General features: G+C 66.8%; 12 protein-coding genes. 3 read left to right on the top strand and 9 right to left on the bottom strand.

Annotated features, from left to right (window positions below):
• Positions 1-9: 9 nt before the first annotated feature.
• Entirely contained in the window at positions 10-2757 is a 2748-nt protein-coding gene (locus PHD22_RS00125) for an EAL domain-containing protein (RefSeq protein WP_299860464.1), read from the top strand.
• On the opposite strand, the gene PHD22_RS00120 is transcribed toward PHD22_RS00125, so the two are convergent.
• The 7 genes from PHD22_RS00120 to PHD22_RS00090 form a co-directional block, all read right to left on the bottom strand.
• Complete coding sequence (locus PHD22_RS00120; protein ID WP_366520654.1) at positions 2741-3838, bottom strand: FUSC family protein; 1098 nt, start codon at positions 3836-3838, stop codon at positions 2741-2743. The two genes, PHD22_RS00125 and PHD22_RS00120, sit on opposite strands and share 17 nt — an antisense overlap.
• Positions 3839-3933: 95 nt before the next feature.
• Positions 3934-4626, bottom strand: a complete 693-nt coding sequence (locus PHD22_RS00115; protein ID WP_299860462.1) for a DUF799 domain-containing protein — start codon at positions 4624-4626, stop codon at positions 3934-3936.
• Positions 4623-4985, bottom strand: coding sequence for a DUF4810 domain-containing protein (locus tag PHD22_RS00110; RefSeq protein ID WP_299860460.1), 363 nt, complete (start codon positions 4983-4985; stop codon positions 4623-4625). The genes PHD22_RS00115 and PHD22_RS00110 overlap by 4 nt, the downstream gene beginning before the upstream one ends.
• 19 nt (positions 4986-5004) lie before the next feature.
• Positions 5005-5694, bottom strand: coding sequence for a CsgG/HfaB family protein (locus PHD22_RS00105; protein ID WP_299860458.1), 690 nt, complete (start codon positions 5692-5694; stop codon positions 5005-5007).
• A 95-nt stretch (positions 5695-5789) separates the two neighbouring features.
• Positions 5790-6737, bottom strand: a complete 948-nt coding sequence (locus tag PHD22_RS00100) for a transglutaminase family protein (protein ID WP_299860455.1) — start codon at positions 6735-6737, stop codon at positions 5790-5792.
• 14 nt (positions 6738-6751) lie between these two features.
• Complete coding sequence (locus PHD22_RS00095) at positions 6752-9277, bottom strand: circularly permuted type 2 ATP-grasp protein (protein WP_299860452.1); 2526 nt, start codon at positions 9275-9277, stop codon at positions 6752-6754.
• Between the two features lie 101 nt (positions 9278-9378).
• Positions 9379-12750 (bottom strand): transglutaminase family protein, encoded by a 3372-nt coding sequence (locus PHD22_RS00090; RefSeq protein WP_299860449.1) that lies wholly within the window; start codon positions 12748-12750, stop codon positions 9379-9381.
• A gap of 413 nt (positions 12751-13163) precedes the next feature.
• Between PHD22_RS00090 and sbcD the strand changes: the two genes are divergently transcribed.
• Entirely contained in the window at positions 13164-14393 is a 1230-nt protein-coding gene (gene sbcD / locus PHD22_RS00085) for an exonuclease subunit SbcD (RefSeq protein WP_299860445.1), read from the top strand.
• Entirely contained in the window at positions 14390-17818 is a 3429-nt protein-coding gene (locus PHD22_RS00080; protein ID WP_299860442.1) for an AAA family ATPase, read from the top strand. Before sbcD ends, PHD22_RS00080 begins: the two co-directional genes overlap by 4 nt.
• Here PHD22_RS00080 and PHD22_RS00075 read toward each other — a convergent pair.
• Positions 17815-18405 carry a YigZ family protein gene (locus tag PHD22_RS00075; RefSeq protein WP_299860440.1) on the bottom strand — a complete coding sequence of 197 codons (591 nt, stop codon included), beginning with the start codon at positions 18403-18405 and terminating at the stop codon, positions 17815-17817. The genes PHD22_RS00080 and PHD22_RS00075 overlap by 4 nt on opposite strands.
• 27 nt (positions 18406-18432) lie before the next feature.
• Positions 18433-18822 (bottom strand): hypothetical protein, encoded by a 390-nt coding sequence (locus PHD22_RS00070; protein WP_299860438.1) that lies wholly within the window; start codon positions 18820-18822, stop codon positions 18433-18435.
• Between the last annotated feature and the right edge of the window lie 60 nt (positions 18823-18882).

Here is an 18882-nt window from a genome sequence, read left to right as displayed (position 1 = left end):
ACGTCAAACATGCAGAAAAGCAAACTGTCTGTCTTCCAGGCTCTCGTCGCGGCGGTAGTCATCCTGAATCTATTCATGACCGGACTGCTCGCCTATACGCTGCACGCCTCACGGCAGCGCAAGGAAGCGGAAGTCCGCACCACCGTCGAGAACCTCTCCCTGCTGCTGGATCAAACCGTGAGCGGGACAGCCCGGGAAATCGATATCTCCCTGCGGGAAATTCAGGCTCACCTGGAATGGGGACTGCGTTACCCGGAGTTGCAGGACACACCCAGCCTGGCAAGCTTCCTCAAGGTCCAGAAAAGCTGGATCACCGAGGTCTCGGCGATCTCCATCTGCGATGCCAGCGGCAAGGTCTGGCTCGAGTATGGCATCTCACCCCACCACCCCGGGCACTCCGGTGAGCCGTCTTTCATCCAGGGGCACCGCAACCAGGCCGATGGCGGCATGCTGGTCAGCAAGCTTTTACCCGGGCGCGTCGGCGAGGACTGGAATGTGGTGTTTTCCCGTCGCTACAACCACCCGGACGGCAGTTTTGCAGGCATCATCGCTGCCTCCGTGCCTGCCAGCCACTTCGCAAAACTCCTGTCCGGACTCAATCTCGGGGGCCGGGGCATTGCCCTGATGCGCGACCTGGACATGGCCCTGATCGCCCGCCACCCGCCAATCAATGCGGCAGCAGGACAGACCGGCTCGGTCGGCGGCTCCACCGAACTGACCCAACTCGTACGATCCGGCGTCCGCAGCGGAACCTTCTACAGCGACCGCACTGCCGACGGCATCACCCGGACCAACGCCTACCGCCGGCTGTCAGGGATGCCGGTCTTCATGGTGGCCGGCCTGGGCGAGGAGGACTACCTGGCGCAGTGGAACGAGGACCTGCACAAGGCCCTCCTCCTGGGCACCCTCTTCCTGCTGGTGACCGGGGGCAGCGCCTGGCTGCTGGCCCGGCTGATCCAGAGCCGGGAACAGGCGGCCGAAAGGCTGCGCATCGCCGCCACCGCCTTCGACGCCCAGGTGGGGATGTTCATCACCGATGCCGACGAAGTGATCCAGCGGGTCAATCAGGCCTTCACGAAGATCACGGGCTACACCGCCGAAGAAGTCCTTGGGCGGACGCCGAGAATGATGAGCTCCGGCCGTCACGACGCCGCCTTTTACGCCGCCATGTGGGACGAGATTCGCACGACCGGATCGTGGCAGGGGGAAATATGGGACCAGCGCAAGAACGGTGAAGTGTACCCCCAGACCCTCTCCATTGGTGCCGTCAAGAACACCCAGGGCCAGGTCACCCATTATGTGGCCACACTGACGGACATCACTGCGCGCAAATCCTCGGAAGAGCAGGTCCGGACCCTGGCTTTCTTCGATCCACTGACCCGTCTGCCCAACCGCCGGATGCTGATGGAACGCCTGGAACACGCCCTGCGCGCCTGCGAGCGCCACCGGACCCGGGGTGCCCTGCTCTTCGTAGACCTGGACCACTTCAAGTCGATCAACGACACCGACGGTCACCACCAGGGCGATCGCCTGCTGGAGCAGGTGGCCGCTCGCCTCGTCGAAGCCGTCGGCAGTGACAACACCGTGGCTCGCCTGGGGGGCGACGAATTTGTGGTGCTCGTCGAGGACCTGGGCGAGCATGCCCTCGAAGCCGCCCTGCAGGCAGAGGCCCTGGGCGCCCGCATCCTGCAAACCCTCGCCCGGGCCTATACCCTTGGGCATTCCGAATACCGGGGCTCCGCCAGCATCGGGGTCACCCTTTTTGGTGACACCCCCGGCGAAGGCACGGAGGAACCCCTTAAGCGGGCCGACCTGGCCATGTCCCAGGCCAAGGCAGCGGGGCGTAACGTGCTGCGCTTCTTCGACCCCCAGATGCAGGCCGATGTGAAGACCCGGGCCGAGCTGGACGCCGGACTGCGGGTGGCCCTCGAACAGGAGCAATTTGTCCTGCACTTCCAGCCCCAGGTGGATAGGGACGGACTGATTACCGGAGCGGAGGCCCTCGTGCGCTGGCTGCATCCGCAGCAGGGCATGATTTCACCGGCGCGTTTCATCCCGGTGGCGGAGGAGAGCGGGCTGATCCTGCCCCTCGGTCGCTGGGTGATGGAGCACGCCTGCACCCTACTCGCCCGCTGGGCCGGCGATCCCCGCACGGCTGAGCTCACCCTCGCCGTGAATGTGAGCGCCAGCCAGTTCCGGCAGGACGATTTCGTGGATGACGTACTCGGCATCCTGGCCCGTACTGGTGCCCAACCCCGATGCCTCAAGCTCGAACTGACCGAGGGCGCCCTGGTCGCCGGAGTTGAGGACGTGATCGCCAAGATGGAAGCCCTGAAGGCGCTGGGTGTGGAGTTTTCCCTGGACGATTTCGGCACGGGCTATTCCTCCCTTGCCTACCTCAAGCGCCTTCCCCTGGACCAGTTGAAGATCGATCAGAGCTTCGTCCGTGACATCCTGGAGGACCCCAGCGATGCCGAAATCGCCAACATGATCATCATGCTGGCCCGCAGCCTGGGCATTGCAGTGATCGCCGAAGGGGTGGAAACCGAGGCCCAGCGGGATTTTCTGGCCACCAAGGGCTGCCACCACTACCAGGGCTACTTTTTTGGCAGGCCCATGGCGGCCGCTGAATTCGAAAGCCGGCTGGCATGGACACATGCTGCACCCGCATCCCCCATCCACACGGATGCCCTGCCCGGACAGGGTTCGAGGCAGATCGGCGCTGACACGATGAGCCCGACTATAACCTCCACTTGACCGACAACACCCGCCGCAGGGGCGGCGTGAGCAAGGCCCGGAAACCCGGACTGTGCAGGCACACTCCGCCCAGCAGGCCCGTCGCACACCCCAGAACCGTATCAAGGAAGCGGGCCTGGATCAGCGGCATCACGGCACCCTCACCAAGGGTGGCGGCCTCTGCCAGCAGGATGGTCATCGGGGTGATGAAGATCGTCGCAAAGCCGTAGTGACGCACCACGGCCACTTCGATCACGAAGGCCAGCACGATCATCACAAAGGAGATGCTCCACTTGTCCAGAGGCATCATCAACAACCCCCAGGCAACGATCAGGCCGATGGCCGTTCCCAGGAGCCTCTGGATCTGCTTGTCCCAGACCGCCCGCAGACTCATGCCCTGGATCACCGCGAGGCAGCTCACCGGTACCCAGTAGGCCTTGGCCAGTTCCAGCAACTGAGCCAGGGCCAGGGACAACCCGACACACAGGCCGATCACCACCGAATCGAAGACGACGAAATCGAAGGTGGGCCGGGGCAAGGGCTCCACCGGCCTGGGCGCCCGCAGACGGAGGATGTGGAGGCTGTAAAGGAAGGCGATGGCACAGGCCAGCAGGCATCCCATCGCCAGCAGGCCCACCTTCAGGGGGACTTCCATCAGGCTGCCGGGCGAGTACGCACCGATCGACGCCGCCATGATGAAGAACAGGCTGCCCGGGATACCCACCCGATAAAAGCGGCAGACCATCGTCACCAGGATGGCCGTGAAGGTCAGCACGCCCATCATCAGGGGCGGAACCAGATGGCTCATCACCCCAAGGGCATAGCAGGCGGTCATGCCGAAGGCGCAGGCCATCAGGGACACCATCCGGTGATGCAGGGGTGTTTCGGGCATATAGAGGAAGACCAGCCCACCCAGTGAGGACACCAGCCCGTAATCCATCCGGTCGAACCAGGCCCCCACCAGCAGGGGCAGACCCGTGGCCAGGGCTGCAGCGAAGGGCATCTGCCAGGGCCGGTCGCTGGGCCGGACGGTCGTGAGCTGGCGCCACTCGTCCCGTAGCAGCAAGCCGAGCCGTTGCCATCGGCTGGTTTGGGTCATCATTCATCTCCATCCAGGGGAAGCAGACCCGAAGCCTAACGTGATTCACCCTGCCCCGGGGGCATGCCCCCCGGGCTGCGGCATGACAGGACCCTTCCTCAGCGGGCGGACTGGCCGTCGGTCTTGTAGCGGGGGGAGCGCGGGCCGTAGAGGATGCCGTTGGGCGTGCCCGCCGAAAGAAGACGGGAGCTGGTGATGCCGGCAATCGGGTGGGAACGGTTGGAAGCGCTTTCGACGATCTGATTGACCACAGCCTCGATCAACAGACCGACCAGGCCACCACTGGAGCTGCGCCCTTCGGCACTGGACGCCGTGGCTTCGCCTGACCACAGCACTCTGGCCGAGCGCAGGTCCACCAGACGGGCCTGGGCGCTCACCCGGCTTTCGCTGGAGAGTACCGCGTAGCTCGTACCATACTGGGTAAGGGTGATGTAGAGGACCGCGTCGGCACCGAAGATCTCCCGCAGCTTCGGGGGCGGAACCTGATGCATCTCGCCAGGCTCGCTCAGCCCGTTCTGGCGGAAGGTCTCATCCACCAGCGTGACCGGAAAGACGTAGTACCCCGATTCGGCCAGAGGCAGGGTCACCTGGGACAGCATGCTGTAGCTGGCCCCCACCTCCGGCGACTGATTGACGGGGGGAAGTACCAGGATCGAGGCCGGGCGGCTCTCCTGAAAAGCGGAATAATCGTGGCTCGCGCGCGTGGCACAGCCACTCATCAGGATCACCCCGGAGAGGGCCAGCAGGGCGGAACAGACCCCCCTTGGCTGCAGAAAACGGAACGGCGTCATTGGGCACCTCCCTGACGCAGCCTGGGCTTGCGCAGGAGAAAATCCATGTAGGCGGCACTTTCGGGATACAGCTTCTTTTCAGCCTCAAAGCACCGGAGCATCTGATCCCCTCGCCCGCTGTCTGCATGGAGGATGCCCAGGTGGGCCATGTACCCCGGGGGCACGGACTGGCCCCGGGCACGGGCCTGTTCGACACCGGCCTCCAGGCGGGCGATCTGCTCCTCCGCCCCGTTTTCCCGGGTGAAGTGCCCGTACACCTGAGGCTGGTACTCTCCCCAGTAATACAGGGACTGAGGCTGGCTGGCGCACCCGGACAAGAGCAGCAGACCGACGATCCACGAACGACGCAGGGTTTTCATGTCTGGCATCGCCTCCGGCTCAGTGGACCAGTTGCCAGGCACCTGACTGGATACCCTGGACCAGGTTGTTGACGGCCTCGCGGATGGCCAGATCCAGCACCTTGCCGTTGAGGGTCGAGTCATAGCTGGACGTACCACCGAAGCCGATGATCTCCCGGCTGTCCAGGCTGTACTCCCCAGCGCCCTGCACCGAAAAGACCACTTCCGAGGTCTGCACATTCACCACATTGACGTTAACCTTGGCATACGCCACCTGGGACTTCCCTCGCCCAAGCAGGCCGAAGAGCTGCTTGTCCCCGGTTTCCCTGCGCCCGAACTCGGTCACGTCCCCCGTCAGCACATGGGCGGCACCCTTCAGGTTCTGGGCTGACCTGGCCAACGCCGCTTCCTGCCTGATTTCGGCCATGTTGTCCCGGTCGAGTACGTTGAAACGACCTGTCTGTTGCAGGTGGGTGATCAGGATGGTTTTGGCCTGACCGCCCAGGCGATCGACCCCATCACTGAAGATGCCCCGCATGAAGCTCGAACGGTTGTCGAACTTGCCCACCGCAACGAGGGTCCGGGCGCCCTGGGGGACAGCACCCACCGCACTCACCCGGGGAAGCTCAAGGGTCCGCGACTGTTCGGTGGCGCACCCGCTCAGCAGCAGGATGCAGGCAAGCATCAGGGAAGCACCTGGTGCCCCCCCGGCAAACGACATTTTCATCATGAAGAACTCCCGGCACGGAACGTGATCGCTCAAGCCACGCACTATGGATTATTTTCCATGGAAATGCCATATGAATTAATGCCGTCAGCAACCGGTCAGTCCGGGGGAACTCGCCGCACTACGGCAGCCGGCCTGTCCTGATGCTCCGCATCCGGCGTCACGGTGACCCGGACCTCGGGGGCAACGGCCAGGCCACCCAGGATCACGCCGCGGAGGGGGGATACATCCTGGAAATCACGCCCCCAGCCCAGGGTGACATGACGGACGTCAGGCTGAATACCGTTGGTGGGATCGTACTCGACCCACCCGTTGCAGGGACACCATACCGCCACCCAGGCATGGGAGGCATCCGCACCGATCAGGCGTGGCTTGCCCGGCGGCGGGTCGGTCAGCAGATAGCCGGACATGTAGCGGGCGGGCAGGCCGATGGAACGCAAGGCTGCGATCATCAGATGCGCGAAGTCCTGGCACACCCCCCTGCGACGCCGGAGCACCTCCTGCACGGGGGTGCTCACTTCGGTGGCCTTGGCATCAAAGGTAAAGGTCTTGAAGATATGCATCATCAAGGCCCTGGCCGCGGCCAGGAGAGGCTTCCCTGACTCGAAGACCTGTGCTGCAAAGGCCGCCAGCGCCGCGTCCAGGGGAATCCGCGGAGACGCATAGAGGTAGCGCTGGGCATCCAGCAGCCCGGCCTCCCGGGGTTCCGGACGATAGCGCAGGCTGTCACGGACCGCCTCCCAGGGCGGAGAGCCCGCCGGATCAGTGAGCGGGCGGGCGCTCACCGTCACATGGCTTTCGGCCCGCACCAGCAAACCATCATGGGGGGTGTCGAGGGCCAGCCAGGCCACCGGATTGCCGAAGGCATCCTCTCCTTCCACCATCCGTCCCTGATCAGGGACGACGACGATGCGACCGAACTCCCGCGTCTGCCAGGGCAGGGGACGCGGTATCAGGTGCAACAGGTGCTGGGACAGGGAGACAGGTACCCCGCAGGCGGGATACTCGGTTTCATGAAGGATGGTGTAGGCAACGCGACGGGTCATGGGGATCAGGGAAGTCAGGCAGCAAAGGTGGCCTGGCCAGTGCGGCCCACATGGCTGAAGTAACGCATGGCAAGCCGGTCCGACAGGCTGCGTCCGGCTCGTCCCAGCTGGTCGAGCCGGTCGGCCAGAGTGAGGGTGCCCGCGATGCGCTCCGCGGGGGCCGCCGCTGCTTCGAGGCGTCCCCACTCGAAGCCCTGCAGGGCTGCGTAGGCACCTTCCAGTTCGGCCAGCCCCAACCCGGCCCCTTTGCCTTCGAAGGACCGGGTGTAGTTGGCCAGCATCCGCACCTGGAACGCCAGGGCATGGGGGTTGGCATCGTCGGTCAGCAGCATGTGGATGGCCGGCAGCAGCTCGGGCTGGGCCCGATAGCGGGTGCGATAGGTAATGATGGAGTCACACAGTTCCAGCAGGGCTTCCACGGCCAGTTCCCGCTGCAGTGCGCCCTCGATCGCCACATAACGGCGCAGGAAGCAGGCCAGGGTACCGGTCAGGCTGTCGAGACGCTCGAGGCGCCGCCCGACGATGTGAAGGCACCAGCCCATGTCCCGGGTCATGTTGTCCATCGCAAACCCGGACAGGGACACAAAGGTGGTCAGGGCTTCGTCGAGGAACTCCTGCAGGGCGGGCACATCCGACACCTGGGCACGGGCCTTGTCCAGCCCGGTAGAGAGGCGCTTGAGGGCATGCCAGTGATCCAGGGAGAGGTGCTCCCGGGCCTGGCTGGCACACCAGGTGAGACGCTGCAGGTTGGCAGCCAGACCACACCCGGCACGCCGGTCGAGCACGGCCCGGAAGAGATCCAGTGCCGCCTTGGCTACCGGGCGGCTGGCCACCACTCCCTCCACCAGGCCAGCGCCGGCGGCCAGCTCCAGCATCATCGGGAGGGCCCCGGCCCGCTCGGCGCGACGCCCCTCGGAAAGCCGGGACAGGGCCAGCCGGGACAGGCGGGAAACCGCATCGCAGCGTTCGGCGTAGCGACCGAACCAGAACAGGTTCTCGGCCAGGCGGGATGACAGGGTGCCCGTCTCCTGGATCAGATCGCTCACCCGTATGCTGTGGTGGCGCAAGCTGAAGGTGGATACCGGCCCGTCGGCAAGGACCCAGGTATCCTTGCTGCTCCCCCCCTTCTGCATGGTGAGAATGCGCGCATTGTCCGCGCCGGCGACCCGGGCCAGGCCCCCTGGCAGGACCTGATAGCCCTCCGGGGTGATCGCCGCATAAACCCGCAGGCCCATCGAGCGGGTCATCAGCCGGCGCCGGCTGCCACCGGACCAGACCGGCACGCGGGACAGCTTGACCAGCTCCTGAGCCACAAACGCAGAGGGATCGGCTTCGATGCGCGCCCGGAGGGCGGCCAGCTGCGCCTCATCCAGCTGATCGCCGAAGGTCACCTCGCTGCGGGTCCCCGGGAAGGTGGGCTTGATCACCAGATCCCGCAGGTTGGCCAGCACCTGGGTTTTTGCCGGCGCCTCGCCACACCACCAGGTGGCCACCGTCGGCATCGCCAGCTCTTCCCCCAGCAGGTGACGGCAGATCCCCGGCAGGAAGCCTGGCAACGCCGCTGACTCGAGGAGGCCGCTGCCCAGCGCATTGGCCACCAGCACCCGGCCGGCACGCACCACCCCAAGCAGGCCGGGTACGCCGAGGGCCGAGTCGGAGCGCAGCTCCAGCGGATCGCAGAAATCGTCGTCCAGACGACGCAGGATCACGTGCACCCGCTTCAGGCCCGAAACGGTCTTCAGGAACACCGTGTCCTGACGCACCGTCAGGTCCTGCCCCTCCACCAACGGAAAACCCAGGTAGCGGGCCAGATAGACGTGTTCGAAGTAGGTTTCGTTGAAAGGTCCCGGGGTGAGCAGCACGGTCAGGGGTGGCTCACCCTCGGTGGGTGCCTGACTGGCCAGGCTGCACTGCAGGCCGCGGAAGAAACCCGCCAGCGTCTGCACCTGCAGGTCGCGGAACAGCTCGGGAAAGGCGCGGGAGACCAGCAGGCGGTTTTCCAGCGCATAACCGGCGCCGGAGGGGGACTGGGTACGGTCCGCAATCACCCACCAGTGACCATCCGGCGAGCGGCCCAGGTCCGCGGCATAGAGATGCAGGTGATGCCCCCCCACTGGAGCGATACCCTTGCACGGCCACAGGAAGCCCTTGTGGCCATACACCAGCTCCGGCGGCAGCAGGCCTTCGGACAGGATGCGCTGCTCGCCGTAAAGATCACCCAGCAAGGCGTTGAGCAGACGGACCCGCTGGACGATCGCTGCCGAAATAGCCCGCCATTCATCGGCCTGCAGGATCAACGGCAGGAGATCCAGGGACCAGGGCCGGTCTGTTCCCCGCGGATCCGCATAAACATTGTAGGTGACGCCGTTCTGCTGGATGCCCCGGGCCAGCTGGGCTGCCCGGGCCTTGAGGGTGTCGCTGCTCGACTCATCGATATGGTCGAGGAATTCCTGCCAGTGGGGCCGGACGCCCTCCTCCCCGAACAGCTCATCGTAACTGTCGGAGCGGTAGGGGTAATGGGAAAGGATGGAGCTCGGCATGAATGGGTCAGGACGCATGTGGAGAGGGGGAACAAAACCGGGAGGCCAGACTGACGCCCCCCGGCTGGCAGTACACCGGGGGGCGCCCAGGCCCGCTGAGCTTACCGCCGCAGGTCGAGGGTGAAGGGAAACTCCTTCTCCACCGGCGAGACCTGCACCCCGGGTTCGCCGGGCGTGTGCCCCATGCGGAAGAAACGAGCCAGGCGGCGGCTCTCGGCCTCGAAGGCATTGACGGGGAAGGTCTCGAAGCTGCGACCACCCGGATGGGCCACATGGTACTGGCAGCCGCCCAGGGAACGCCCGCTCCAGGTATCCACCAGGTCGAAGACCAGCGGTGCGTGGGACGGGATGGTCGGGTGCAGGCAGGACGGCGGCTGCCACGCCCGGTAGCGCACGCCGGCCACATGCTCGCCCACCGTGCCGGTGGGCTGGAGAGGAATGGACCGGCCATTGACGGCCAGCAGGAAGCGCTCATCGGACATGCCGCTGACCTTCACCTGCAGGCGCTCGACGGAGGAATCCACGAAGCGGGCCGTGCCGCCGGCCGCACCCTCCTCCCCCATCACGTGCCAGGGCTCCAGCGCACCGCGCAGCTCCACGTGGATGCCGCGCACCGCGAAGTCGCCGATCTTCGGGAAACGGAACTCCTGGTGCGGGGCAAACCACTCGGACTTGAAATCGAAACCATGGGCCTGCATGTCTGCCATGACGTCATCGAAATCCTGCTGCACGAAATGGGGCAGCAGGAAGCGGTCGTGCAGCTCGGTTCCCCAGCGCACCAGCCGCTGGGGTGCGTAGGGTGTTTCCCAGAAGCGGGCCAGCAGGCCCCGCAGCAGGAGCTGCTGGGCCAGGGACATGCGCGAATGGGGCGGCATCTCGAAGGCCCGCATTTCGACCAGGCCGAGACGGCCGGTGGCACCGTCCGGAGAATAGAGCTTGTCGATGCAGAACTCGGAGCGGTGGGTATTGCCGCTCACGTCCACCAGCAGGTTGCGCAGGAGCCGGTCAATCAACCAGGGCTGCAGGCTCTCGCCCGGGGGCGGGAACTGCCGGAAGGCGGTCTCGATCTCGTACACCGAGTCGTTGCGTGCCTCGTCGATCCGCGGGGCCTGGCTGGTGGGGCCGATGAAGAGGCCCGAGAACAGGTAGGACAAGCTGGGATGGTTGTGCCAGTAGGAGATCAGGCTGCGCAGCAGGTCCGGACGCCGCAGGAAGGGCGAGTCGGACGGGGTGGCGCCCCCCAGCACAAAGTGGTTGCCGCCGCCGGTGCCGGTATGGCGGCCGTCCACCATGAACTTCTCGGTGGTGAGGCGGGAGTAGTGGGCTGCCTCGTAGAGGTGGGTGGTGCGCTCGACGAGCTCCTCCCAGTTGCTGGCCGGGTGGATGTTGACCTCGATCACGCCCGGGTCGGGGGTGATCCGGAAATGGGTCAGGCGCGGGTCGGCGGGGGGCTCATAGCCCTCGATGACCACCGGCGTGCCCAGCTCCTCGGCAGTGATCTCGATCGCCGCCACCAGTGCCAGGTACTTTTCCAGGCTGGCCAGGGGCGGCATGAAGAGGTGCAGGGTGCCGTTGCGCGGCTCGGCGCACAGGGCAGTGCGCACCACCCAGTCCGCAGACTGGAAGCGCTCGGGCGGACGATCCGTGGGGTTCATCCTGCCAGCAGTGCGGCGCGCCTCCAGGCCCGCCCGGCCAGGCGCAGCGGCCGGACCCGCAACATTTTGACCCAGCACATGGGGCACTGCGCCCTGTGCCACGGGGATCTGGCGCCGGATGGCGGTGTAGGGTGGCAGCGGGGCAAACTGCTGGTGGACATCCGGCGGATTGATGTGAGGGTAATCGCTCTTCTCAACCCAGGGCTGGGAATCCAGGGGCAGACGGAAGCCCATGGGTGAATCGCCGGGGATCAGGTAGCAGCGCTCGTCCCGCAGGAACCACGGGCCGGACTCCCAGGCGCCGGAGTGCTCATTGACCCCGACCGGCAGCACGTAGCCCACCGGGTTGGGCAGGCCGTGCTCATAGACCCGGCGAATGCGCTCCCGCTCCATGGGATCGTCCAGACGGGCGTCGAAGGGGTCCACGTTGCCCGGCAGGCGGCGCTCCCGCCACAGGTAGTAGAAAGCGTCCTCGTAGGCTGGGAAGACCCGGCGCTGGTCCACGGCCAGGCGGGATGCGACGCCCGCCAGGAAGGTATGGGCCTTGTCCACCTTCACGTCACCCGGGACGCTGGCGTCGGCGATCAGCTCCGGGTGAGTCCAGATGGGCTGGCCGTCCTTGCGCCAGAAGCAGGTCAGGGACCAGCGCGGCAGCTGCTCTCCCGGGTACCACTTGCCCTGCCCGAAGTGAGGCAGGCCCTGAGGGGCGTACTTGTCGCGCAGACGATGGTAGAGGTCCTCGGCACGGATGCGCTTGGTGGGCCCCATGGCCTCGGTGTTCCACTCGGCGCCGTCCGGGTCGTCGATGGACACGAAGGTCGGCTCGCCGCCCATCGTGAGACGCATGTCGTGGGCCTCGATGTCCACGTCGATGCGGTGCCCCAGGGCCTCGATCTCAGCCCACTGCGCCTCGCTGTAGGGCTTGGTCACCCGCGGGGATTCGAACACCCGGGTCACCTGCATGTGGTGCTCGAACTCGCATTCGCACTCGCCGATGAGTCCGGAGATGGGTGCGGCCGACGACGGGTCCGGCGAGGCGGCCAGGGGAATGTGGCCCTCGCCGGCAAACAGGCCCGAGGTCGGATCAAGACCGACCCAGCCGGCGCCAGGCAGGTAGACCTCGGTCCAGGCGTGCAGGTCGGTGAAGTCCACCTCGGTGCCGGAGGGACCGTCGAGGGACTTCACATCGGCCTTCAGCTGAATCAGGTAGCCGGACACGAAGCGTGCCGCCAGGCCCAGGTGACGCAGCAGCTGGACCAGCAGCCAGGCGGAGTCCCGGCATGAGCCGGTGCGCTTGGTGAGGGTTTCCTCCGGCGTCTGCACCCCCGGCTCCATCCGGATCACATAACCGATGTGCTGCTGCAGGTCGGCATTGACCTTCACCAGGAAGTCCACCATGCGCAGCGGGTCACGGGGAATGGTGTCCAGGTATTTCTGGAATCCGGGAGTAGCCTCTTCCTTCAGCAGGTAAGGGGCAAGCTCATGACTGAGGGCTCCGGCGTACTCAAAGGGGAAGTTCTCGGCCTCCGGCTCCAGGAAGAAGTCGAAGGGATTGATCACCGACATCTCGGCCACCAGATCCACCTCGACGCTGAATTCGGTGACCTTCTCCGGGAAAACCAGACGCGCCAGATAGTTGGACTGGGGATCCTGCTGCCAATTGATGAAGTGGGGCTTGGGCAGCACCCGCAGGGAATACGACAGGATCCGGGTGCGGCTGTAGGGTGCCGGACGCAGACGTACGACCTGAGGACCGAGATTGACCGGCCGGTCGTATTTGTAGGAGGTCAGGTGGTTGAGGGCAACGTGAATGGTCACGGGAAAGCTCCGTTCTTGGACTGCGGGTATCAGACTGACCAAACGACAGAGCAAGCTTCACGCCAGCCTCCCCCAAAAACAGGCACCCGCCCCCTGCGGGGCCGGATTCAACGAGCCCATGCCCCCGGGATCAAGGGGTATGGCAGGAGGATGCACCCGTCTCTTCCGGCGCCAGGGCTGCGGCCTGCAGGGGAATGGCCGGTCAGCCCCCTCCTTTCAGCCCCGTTCTGGGGCATGCACCAGAACGAAGAATCCCGAATGCACCATCCCGGTGCTGCCGCGCGGCCTGAGCAGCTCCGGGTTCACCGGTGCGCACCGATCCACGTACCATGCCGCTTCGCTTACGGCTTCAATCCCGCCCCTGCCAATGGGGCTGCCCGAGACCCCTGACCATTCTGCTCCCTCCCTACCCGATGCGCATCCTTCACACCTCCGACTGGCACCTGGGTCAGCACTTCATGGGCAAGAGCCGTCAGGCTGAGCACCAGGCCCTGATCGACTGGCTCCTGGTTCAGGTGAATACACACCAGGTGGACGCCGTGCTGATCGCCGGCGACCTGTTCGACACCGGGAGTCCCCCCAGCTATGCCCGCGAACTCTACAACCAGCTGGTCCTGCGCCTGCACCAGGTCGGGGTCGCACTCCTGCTGCTGGGGGGCAACCATGACTCGGTGGCCGTACTGGCGGAGAGCCGCGCGCTGCTGGCCCGCCTCGGCGCCACCGTGATCGCGGCCGCCGGCGCGCCGGCCGATCACGTCTGCGTCCTGCCCCGGCGGGACGGTACCCCGGGGTGCGTGGTCTGTGCCATCCCCTTCATCCGCCCCCGGGACGTGGTCAGCAGCCAGGCGGGCGAGAGCGCGGAAGACAAGCGTCAAGCCCTGCTGAGCGCCCTTCAGGCCCACTACGACGCCGTTCATGAGCTCGCCCTCGCCCGCCAGACGGCACTCGCCGCAGAGCTGGGGCGGACCCTGCCGATCCTGGCCACCGGCCACCTCACGACCGTAGGTGCCAGTGCCAGCGAGTCCGTCCGGGAAATCTACGTGGGTAGCCTGGAAGCGTTTCCCACCAGCGCCTTCCCCCCGGTCGCCTATATCGCCCTCGGGCACATCCATCGCCCCCAGGCCGTGGGGGGACTGGAACATGTCCGCTACAGCGGTTCGCCCCTGCCCCTTTCTTTTGACGAAGCCTCCCAGGACAAGGAAGTGCTGCGGGTGGACTTCGAGGAAGACCGGCTGACGGCGGTCACACCCCTGGCCATACCCCGCTTCCAGCCCCTCGTCAGTCTGGAGGGCAGTCTCTCCACGCTGCCTGCCCAGCTCCAGGCCAGTGCCTCCGGGGGAAGCGGGGCGCGCCCTGTCTGGCTGGAGATCACCGTCCGGGAAGACGACTACCTGGCCGATCTCCCCGCCCGCATCGACGCCCTCACCAGCGGACTGCCCGTGGAGGTGCTGAGGATCCGCCGCGCCCGGGGCGCCTCCACCCCGCACCTGGAGGCGCGCACGCAGGAGACCCTGCATGAACTCAGCCCGACGGAGGTGTTCCAGCGCCGCCTGGCCCAGGAACAGCTGGACGAGCCCGTGCAGAGCGCCCTGAACACCCGTTACCAGCGCATCCTGACCTCTCTGGAAGAAGATCCGGCATGAAAATCCTCCGCCTGCGCCTCAAGAACCTGAACTCCCTGAAGGACGAGTGGAAGATCGACTTCACCACCCCTCCTTTCTCCGACAACGGACTCTTCGCGATCACCGGCCCCACCGGAGCCGGCAAGTCCACCCTGCTGGATGCCATCTGTCTGGCCCTCTATCACGAGACCCCACGCCTCCGGTCCGTGACGGCCGGCAGCAACGACATCATGACCCGTCACACCGCCGACTGCCTGGCCGAGGTGGAGTTCGAGGTGAGGGGGGACCTCTACCGGGCCTTCTGGAGCCAGCGGCGGGCCCGCAACAAGCCGGAGGGTGCGCTCCAGGCGCCCACCGCCGAATTGTCCCGGGTCGATCCCGCCACGGGCGAAGGCCGCATCCTGACCAGCCAGCTGAGCACCAAACTCAAGGAGGTCGCCCGCATCACCGGCCTGGACTTCCCCCGCTTCACCAGATCGATGCTGCTGGCCCAGGGCGGTTTCGCCGCCTTTCTCAACGCCAGTGCCAACGAACGGGCAGAGCTGCTGGAGGAGCTCACCGGCACCGAGATTTACGGCCTGATTTCCAGCCGGGTTTTCGAACGGGCCCGGGAAGCCCGCCAGCACCTGGGCGAACTCAAGGCCCGGGTCGAGGGGATGGAGCTCCTCAGCCCGGAGAGCCGGAGCGAGAAGGAGGCCATCGTCCTTCGCCTCTCGGCGGAACAGAAGGTGTGGCAGGAGCGCCTGAGCGAAGTCCAGACCCTGCGCCAGTGGCGGATCCAGCTCGACCAGACCGCCGGCGACCGGGACAACGCCGAACGCCACCTGAAGGAAATGGAAACACGCCGGAACGGACTCGCGCCGGACCTGGAACGGCTGGCCCGGCATGCCCCCGCAGAGCGCCTGCGGGCGCCCTACGAGGCCTTCCGGCAGGCCACTGCACAGCTGCAGCGCAGCACCGCTGAAGCCCGGGCCCTGCAGGCCGAAATCGACGCCCGGACCCGGGAACAGGGGGACGCCCACGCCCTGGCCCGCCGCCTGTCCCGCGAACAGGCCGACCAGGCCACCCTGCAACTGCAGGCCCTCGACGCCGAAAGCCGGCAGCTGGAGGAGCGCTGCGCCCGCAGCCCCGAGGCCGCCCGGCTCGGGGAAAGGCTCCCCTCCTGGCGCCTGCGCTTTGAACAACGGAATGCCCTGCGGCTGGAGCAGAACCGCCAGCAGCAGGCGCAGGAAACCCTGGAGGCGCAACACACGGAACGCGAGGCGCGCCTGCCGGTGCTGCGGGCCTCCCTCCAGTCCGCGGAGACCGCCCGCAAACAGACAGATCAGGCGGTCCTGGAGCTCCTGCGGGCGCAGGAGAGCCGCCTGGACGGGCGCACGCTGGAAGAGCTGCACAGGCAGGCGCAGCAGGCCCAGGCCCTCCTCCTGCGCTGGCAGCAGGTAGGCACCCTCGGACAGCAGCGCCGGAGCAAGACCGCCCAGTACGATGCCGGGGCCACCCGCCTGCAGGCGGAGCAGGCAAGCCTCGCCCCCCGGGAGCAAGCCCTCGCGGAACTCCGCGCCCGCCACCAGCTGCTCAAGGAGCAGGTGGCGGACCGGCAGAAGCTGCTGGATCAGGAGCGCCGCATCCAGAGCCTTGAAGCGCACCGGCAAGACCTGCAGCCAGGTCAGGCCTGCCCCCTGTGCGGCGCCACGGAGCATCCGGCCATCGCCAGCTATCAGGCCCTGGATGTCTCCGTCACGGAATCCGCCCTGAAGGAAGCCCGGGAGCGCCTGGAACTTCTGGTCGAGGAAGGCCAGCGCACCCGTGAAGCCCTGGAACGGGACAAGGCCCGGCTGGAGGCCAGCCAGCGGCAGCACGCCCTGGAGAAGGAAGAGCTGGCCCGGCTGGCCCAGGAGTGGAAAACCCTCACGGCCCCCCTTGGATTGGCGCCCGACGCCTGGCACGACGCCATCGGGCTGGACACCGGATGCCAGGCGGCAGCAGACGCCTGCGCAGGGCTGGAGGCCCTCATCAAGGCCGCCGTCACGGGCGAGCAGGCCCTCCGGCAAGGCCAGCAGCAGGCCGCCGAGGCCACCCGCGTGCTGCAGGCAAGCTCGACCCAGCTGGCCTTGCTGGAACAGGAGATCACCGGGCTGCTCATCCGCCTGAAGGAAACCCGGAGCGTCCGGGAGCAGCGCCTTGGAGAGCTGGCCACCCTGGAGCACGCCCTGGCCGCCAGCCTGGCGGACACCGGCCATGCCCTTCCCGATGATCCCTCCTCCTGGCTGCGCGCCCGGGAAACCGAATGGCAGGACTGGCAGCAGCACCAGGCCCGCTTGCGCCAGCTGGCCCTGGAGCGTCCTGGCACCCTTGCCCGGCTGGAGACCCTCCAGGCCGAAGCCAGCCTGTGGGTACGCCGCAGCGAAACGCTCGGCATCCCCCCGGACGCTCCCGCCGGGGTCACACCTTCAGGGGAAACGCTGGCCACCTGCACCCACCGGATAGAAGGACTGGCCCATGTGCTGACCACCCTTGCCGGCCGTCAGGAGCAGCTCCAGGCAACGCTTGCGGAACAGGGCCAGCGCGTGGCCCAGGCGGAAGCCCAATGGCATTCAGCCCTGGCAGACAGCCCTTTCCAGGGCGAAGCGGCCTTCCTGGCCGCCCTCCTGCCAGACACCGAAAGCACCCGTCTGCAGGCCCTCAGGGACGAGATGGAACATCAGCTCACCCGCGCCCGCACCATGCACGAGGAAACCCACCGGCGCCATGCTGTGCTGGCTGCCGAGGCACGCACCGCCAGCCGCCGGGAAGAACTGGATAGCGAAGTGAGCGCTCTGGAGCAAGGCCAGGCCACCCTGCTGGAAACGCTCGGCCGGGACAGGGGACTCCTGGAAAGCGATGCCCTGCGCCGCACCAGCCAGCAGGCCCTGCTGGTCGAAATCGAGACCCGCAGCGAGGATGCGGACCACTGGCAGCGCCTGGACAGCCTGATCGGCTCAGCCCGGGGAGACAAGTTCCGCCGCTTTGCCCAGGGGCTCACCCTCGACCACCTGCTCCAGCTGGCCAATCGCCATCTGGCCCGCCTCCACGGACGCTACCTGCTGCGCCGCAAGACAGACGGCGAACTGGAAATGGACATTGTGGACAGCTGGCAGGGCGACACCGCCCGGGACACCCGCACCCTGTCCGGCGGCGAGAGCTTCCTGGTCAGCCTCGCCCTCGCCCTCGCCCTGTCAGACCTGGTGAGCCACAAGACCTCCATCGACTCCCTGTTCCTGGACGAAGGCTTCGGCACCCTGGACGGCGAAACCCTGGACGTGGCCCTGGACGCCCTGGACACCCTCAATGCCAGCGGCAAGATGATCGGCATCATCAGCCATGTGGAAGGCCTGAAGGAACGCATCCCCGCGCAGATCCGGGTCACCAAGGGAGGCGGCGTGGGCCACTCGCGGATCGTGCTCTAGTCTTCCCGATGCCAGACAAGCCGTCCGTGGCCGGCCTCGTCCAGGTGGGTGACCAGCGCAGCTGCGTCCCCCAGGGGCAGCTGAAAGACAAACGCCACGTCGCTGCCATGGCGGACCTGCAGCTCGGTTACGGCCGCCTTTTCCAGCGCCCGGCGGACGAGACCTTCAAGCGCGTAAGGCACCCGGCAGGCCAGCCGGGTCTGGCGCACGATGGCCACCTTGTCGGCCTTGAGGAGTGCCTGGGCAACCGAGTCCGTATAGGCCCGCACCAGGCCGCCAGCCCCCAGCCTGACACCACCGTAGTAACGCACCACCGTCGCCAGCACCCCCTCCAGGTCGTGGTGGCGCAGCACCTCCAGCATCGGCCGCCCGGCCGTCCCGGAAGGCTCACCGTCATCCACCGCCGCCGACTGCCCCCCAGCCAGCAGGGCCCAGCAAACATGGGCGGCCCCCGGGTGGGCCGCGCGCAGCCCGGCCACGATCTGCTGGGCCGTTTCCCGGTCAGGCGCAGGCTGGACGCAGCCGAGGAAACGGCTCTTCCTGATCAGCATTTCACTGCTGACCGGAGCGACAATCGTCTGGGGCATGCGACGGACCTTGCGCTGCGTGCGGAGTCAGCCTGGCCCGCCAGCAGCGTCGGGCGTGCCGTCCAGCAGCAGCTCGCACTGGGTCATCAGTGACTTGGCCAGTTCAGATTCGTAGTGGGGATCGAGAGCCTCCATCATCTCGTGAACGGTGTACAGCCCGGCCTCCCGGGACAGGGCCCCGGCAATCTGCCGAGCCAGGCCGTCGCTCAGATCCGACAGATGCCGGCGCTCCTCCATGGGCAAGCTACGCCGGGTGCGGGCCAGCCAGTCGGCCACCAGGGCAGCCCCCTGGGCCTCGGTAGGCCACAGGCCCCGCTCATACCACAGGGACAGACGCTCCGCGGTCAGCGCAAAGATCAGGGCGGCACGGGTGCCACGGGCATCGGCAGCGGACAGGTTGGGCGTGTTCGGATTCATGAGTGTGGGCCTTTCGAGGGAGCGAAAACTAGCACAAGCGACCGGCGGCCGGGAGACACA

This window comes from Zoogloea sp., assembly GCF_028693495.1.
GTDB lineage: Bacteria > Pseudomonadota > Gammaproteobacteria > Burkholderiales > Rhodocyclaceae > Zoogloea.
Note: the sequence above shows the minus strand (reverse complement) of the source record. Positions and strands in the feature narration are given on the sequence as shown.

Bases quoted from the DNA above. Each gene is read 5' to 3' on its own strand.
- PHD22_RS00125 (WP_299860464.1), top strand. From the start codon at position 10: ATGCAGAAAAGCAAACTGTCTGTCTTCCAGGCTCTCGTCGCGGCGGTA.
- PHD22_RS00120 (WP_366520654.1), bottom strand. From the start codon at position 3,838: ATGATGACCCAAACCAGCCGATGGCAACGGCTCGGCTTGCTGCTACGG.
- PHD22_RS00115 (WP_299860462.1), bottom strand. From the start codon at position 4,626: ATGACGCCGTTCCGTTTTCTGCAGCCAAGGGGGGTCTGTTCCGCCCTG.
- PHD22_RS00110 (WP_299860460.1), bottom strand. From the start codon at position 4,985: ATGAAAACCCTGCGTCGTTCGTGGATCGTCGGTCTGCTGCTCTTGTCC.
- PHD22_RS00105 (WP_299860458.1), bottom strand. From the start codon at position 5,694: ATGATGAAAATGTCGTTTGCCGGGGGGGCACCAGGTGCTTCCCTGATG.
- PHD22_RS00100 (WP_299860455.1), bottom strand. From the start codon at position 6,737: ATGACCCGTCGCGTTGCCTACACCATCCTTCATGAAACCGAGTATCCC.
- PHD22_RS00095 (WP_299860452.1), bottom strand. From the start codon at position 9,277: ATGCCGAGCTCCATCCTTTCCCATTACCCCTACCGCTCCGACAGTTAC.
- sbcD (WP_299860445.1), top strand. From the start codon at position 13,164: ATGCGCATCCTTCACACCTCCGACTGGCACCTGGGTCAGCACTTCATG.
- PHD22_RS00080 (WP_299860442.1), top strand. From the start codon at position 14,390: ATGAAAATCCTCCGCCTGCGCCTCAAGAACCTGAACTCCCTGAAGGAC.
- PHD22_RS00075 (WP_299860440.1), bottom strand. From the start codon at position 18,405: ATGCCCCAGACGATTGTCGCTCCGGTCAGCAGTGAAATGCTGATCAGG.
- PHD22_RS00070 (WP_299860438.1), bottom strand. From the start codon at position 18,822: ATGAATCCGAACACGCCCAACCTGTCCGCTGCCGATGCCCGTGGCACC.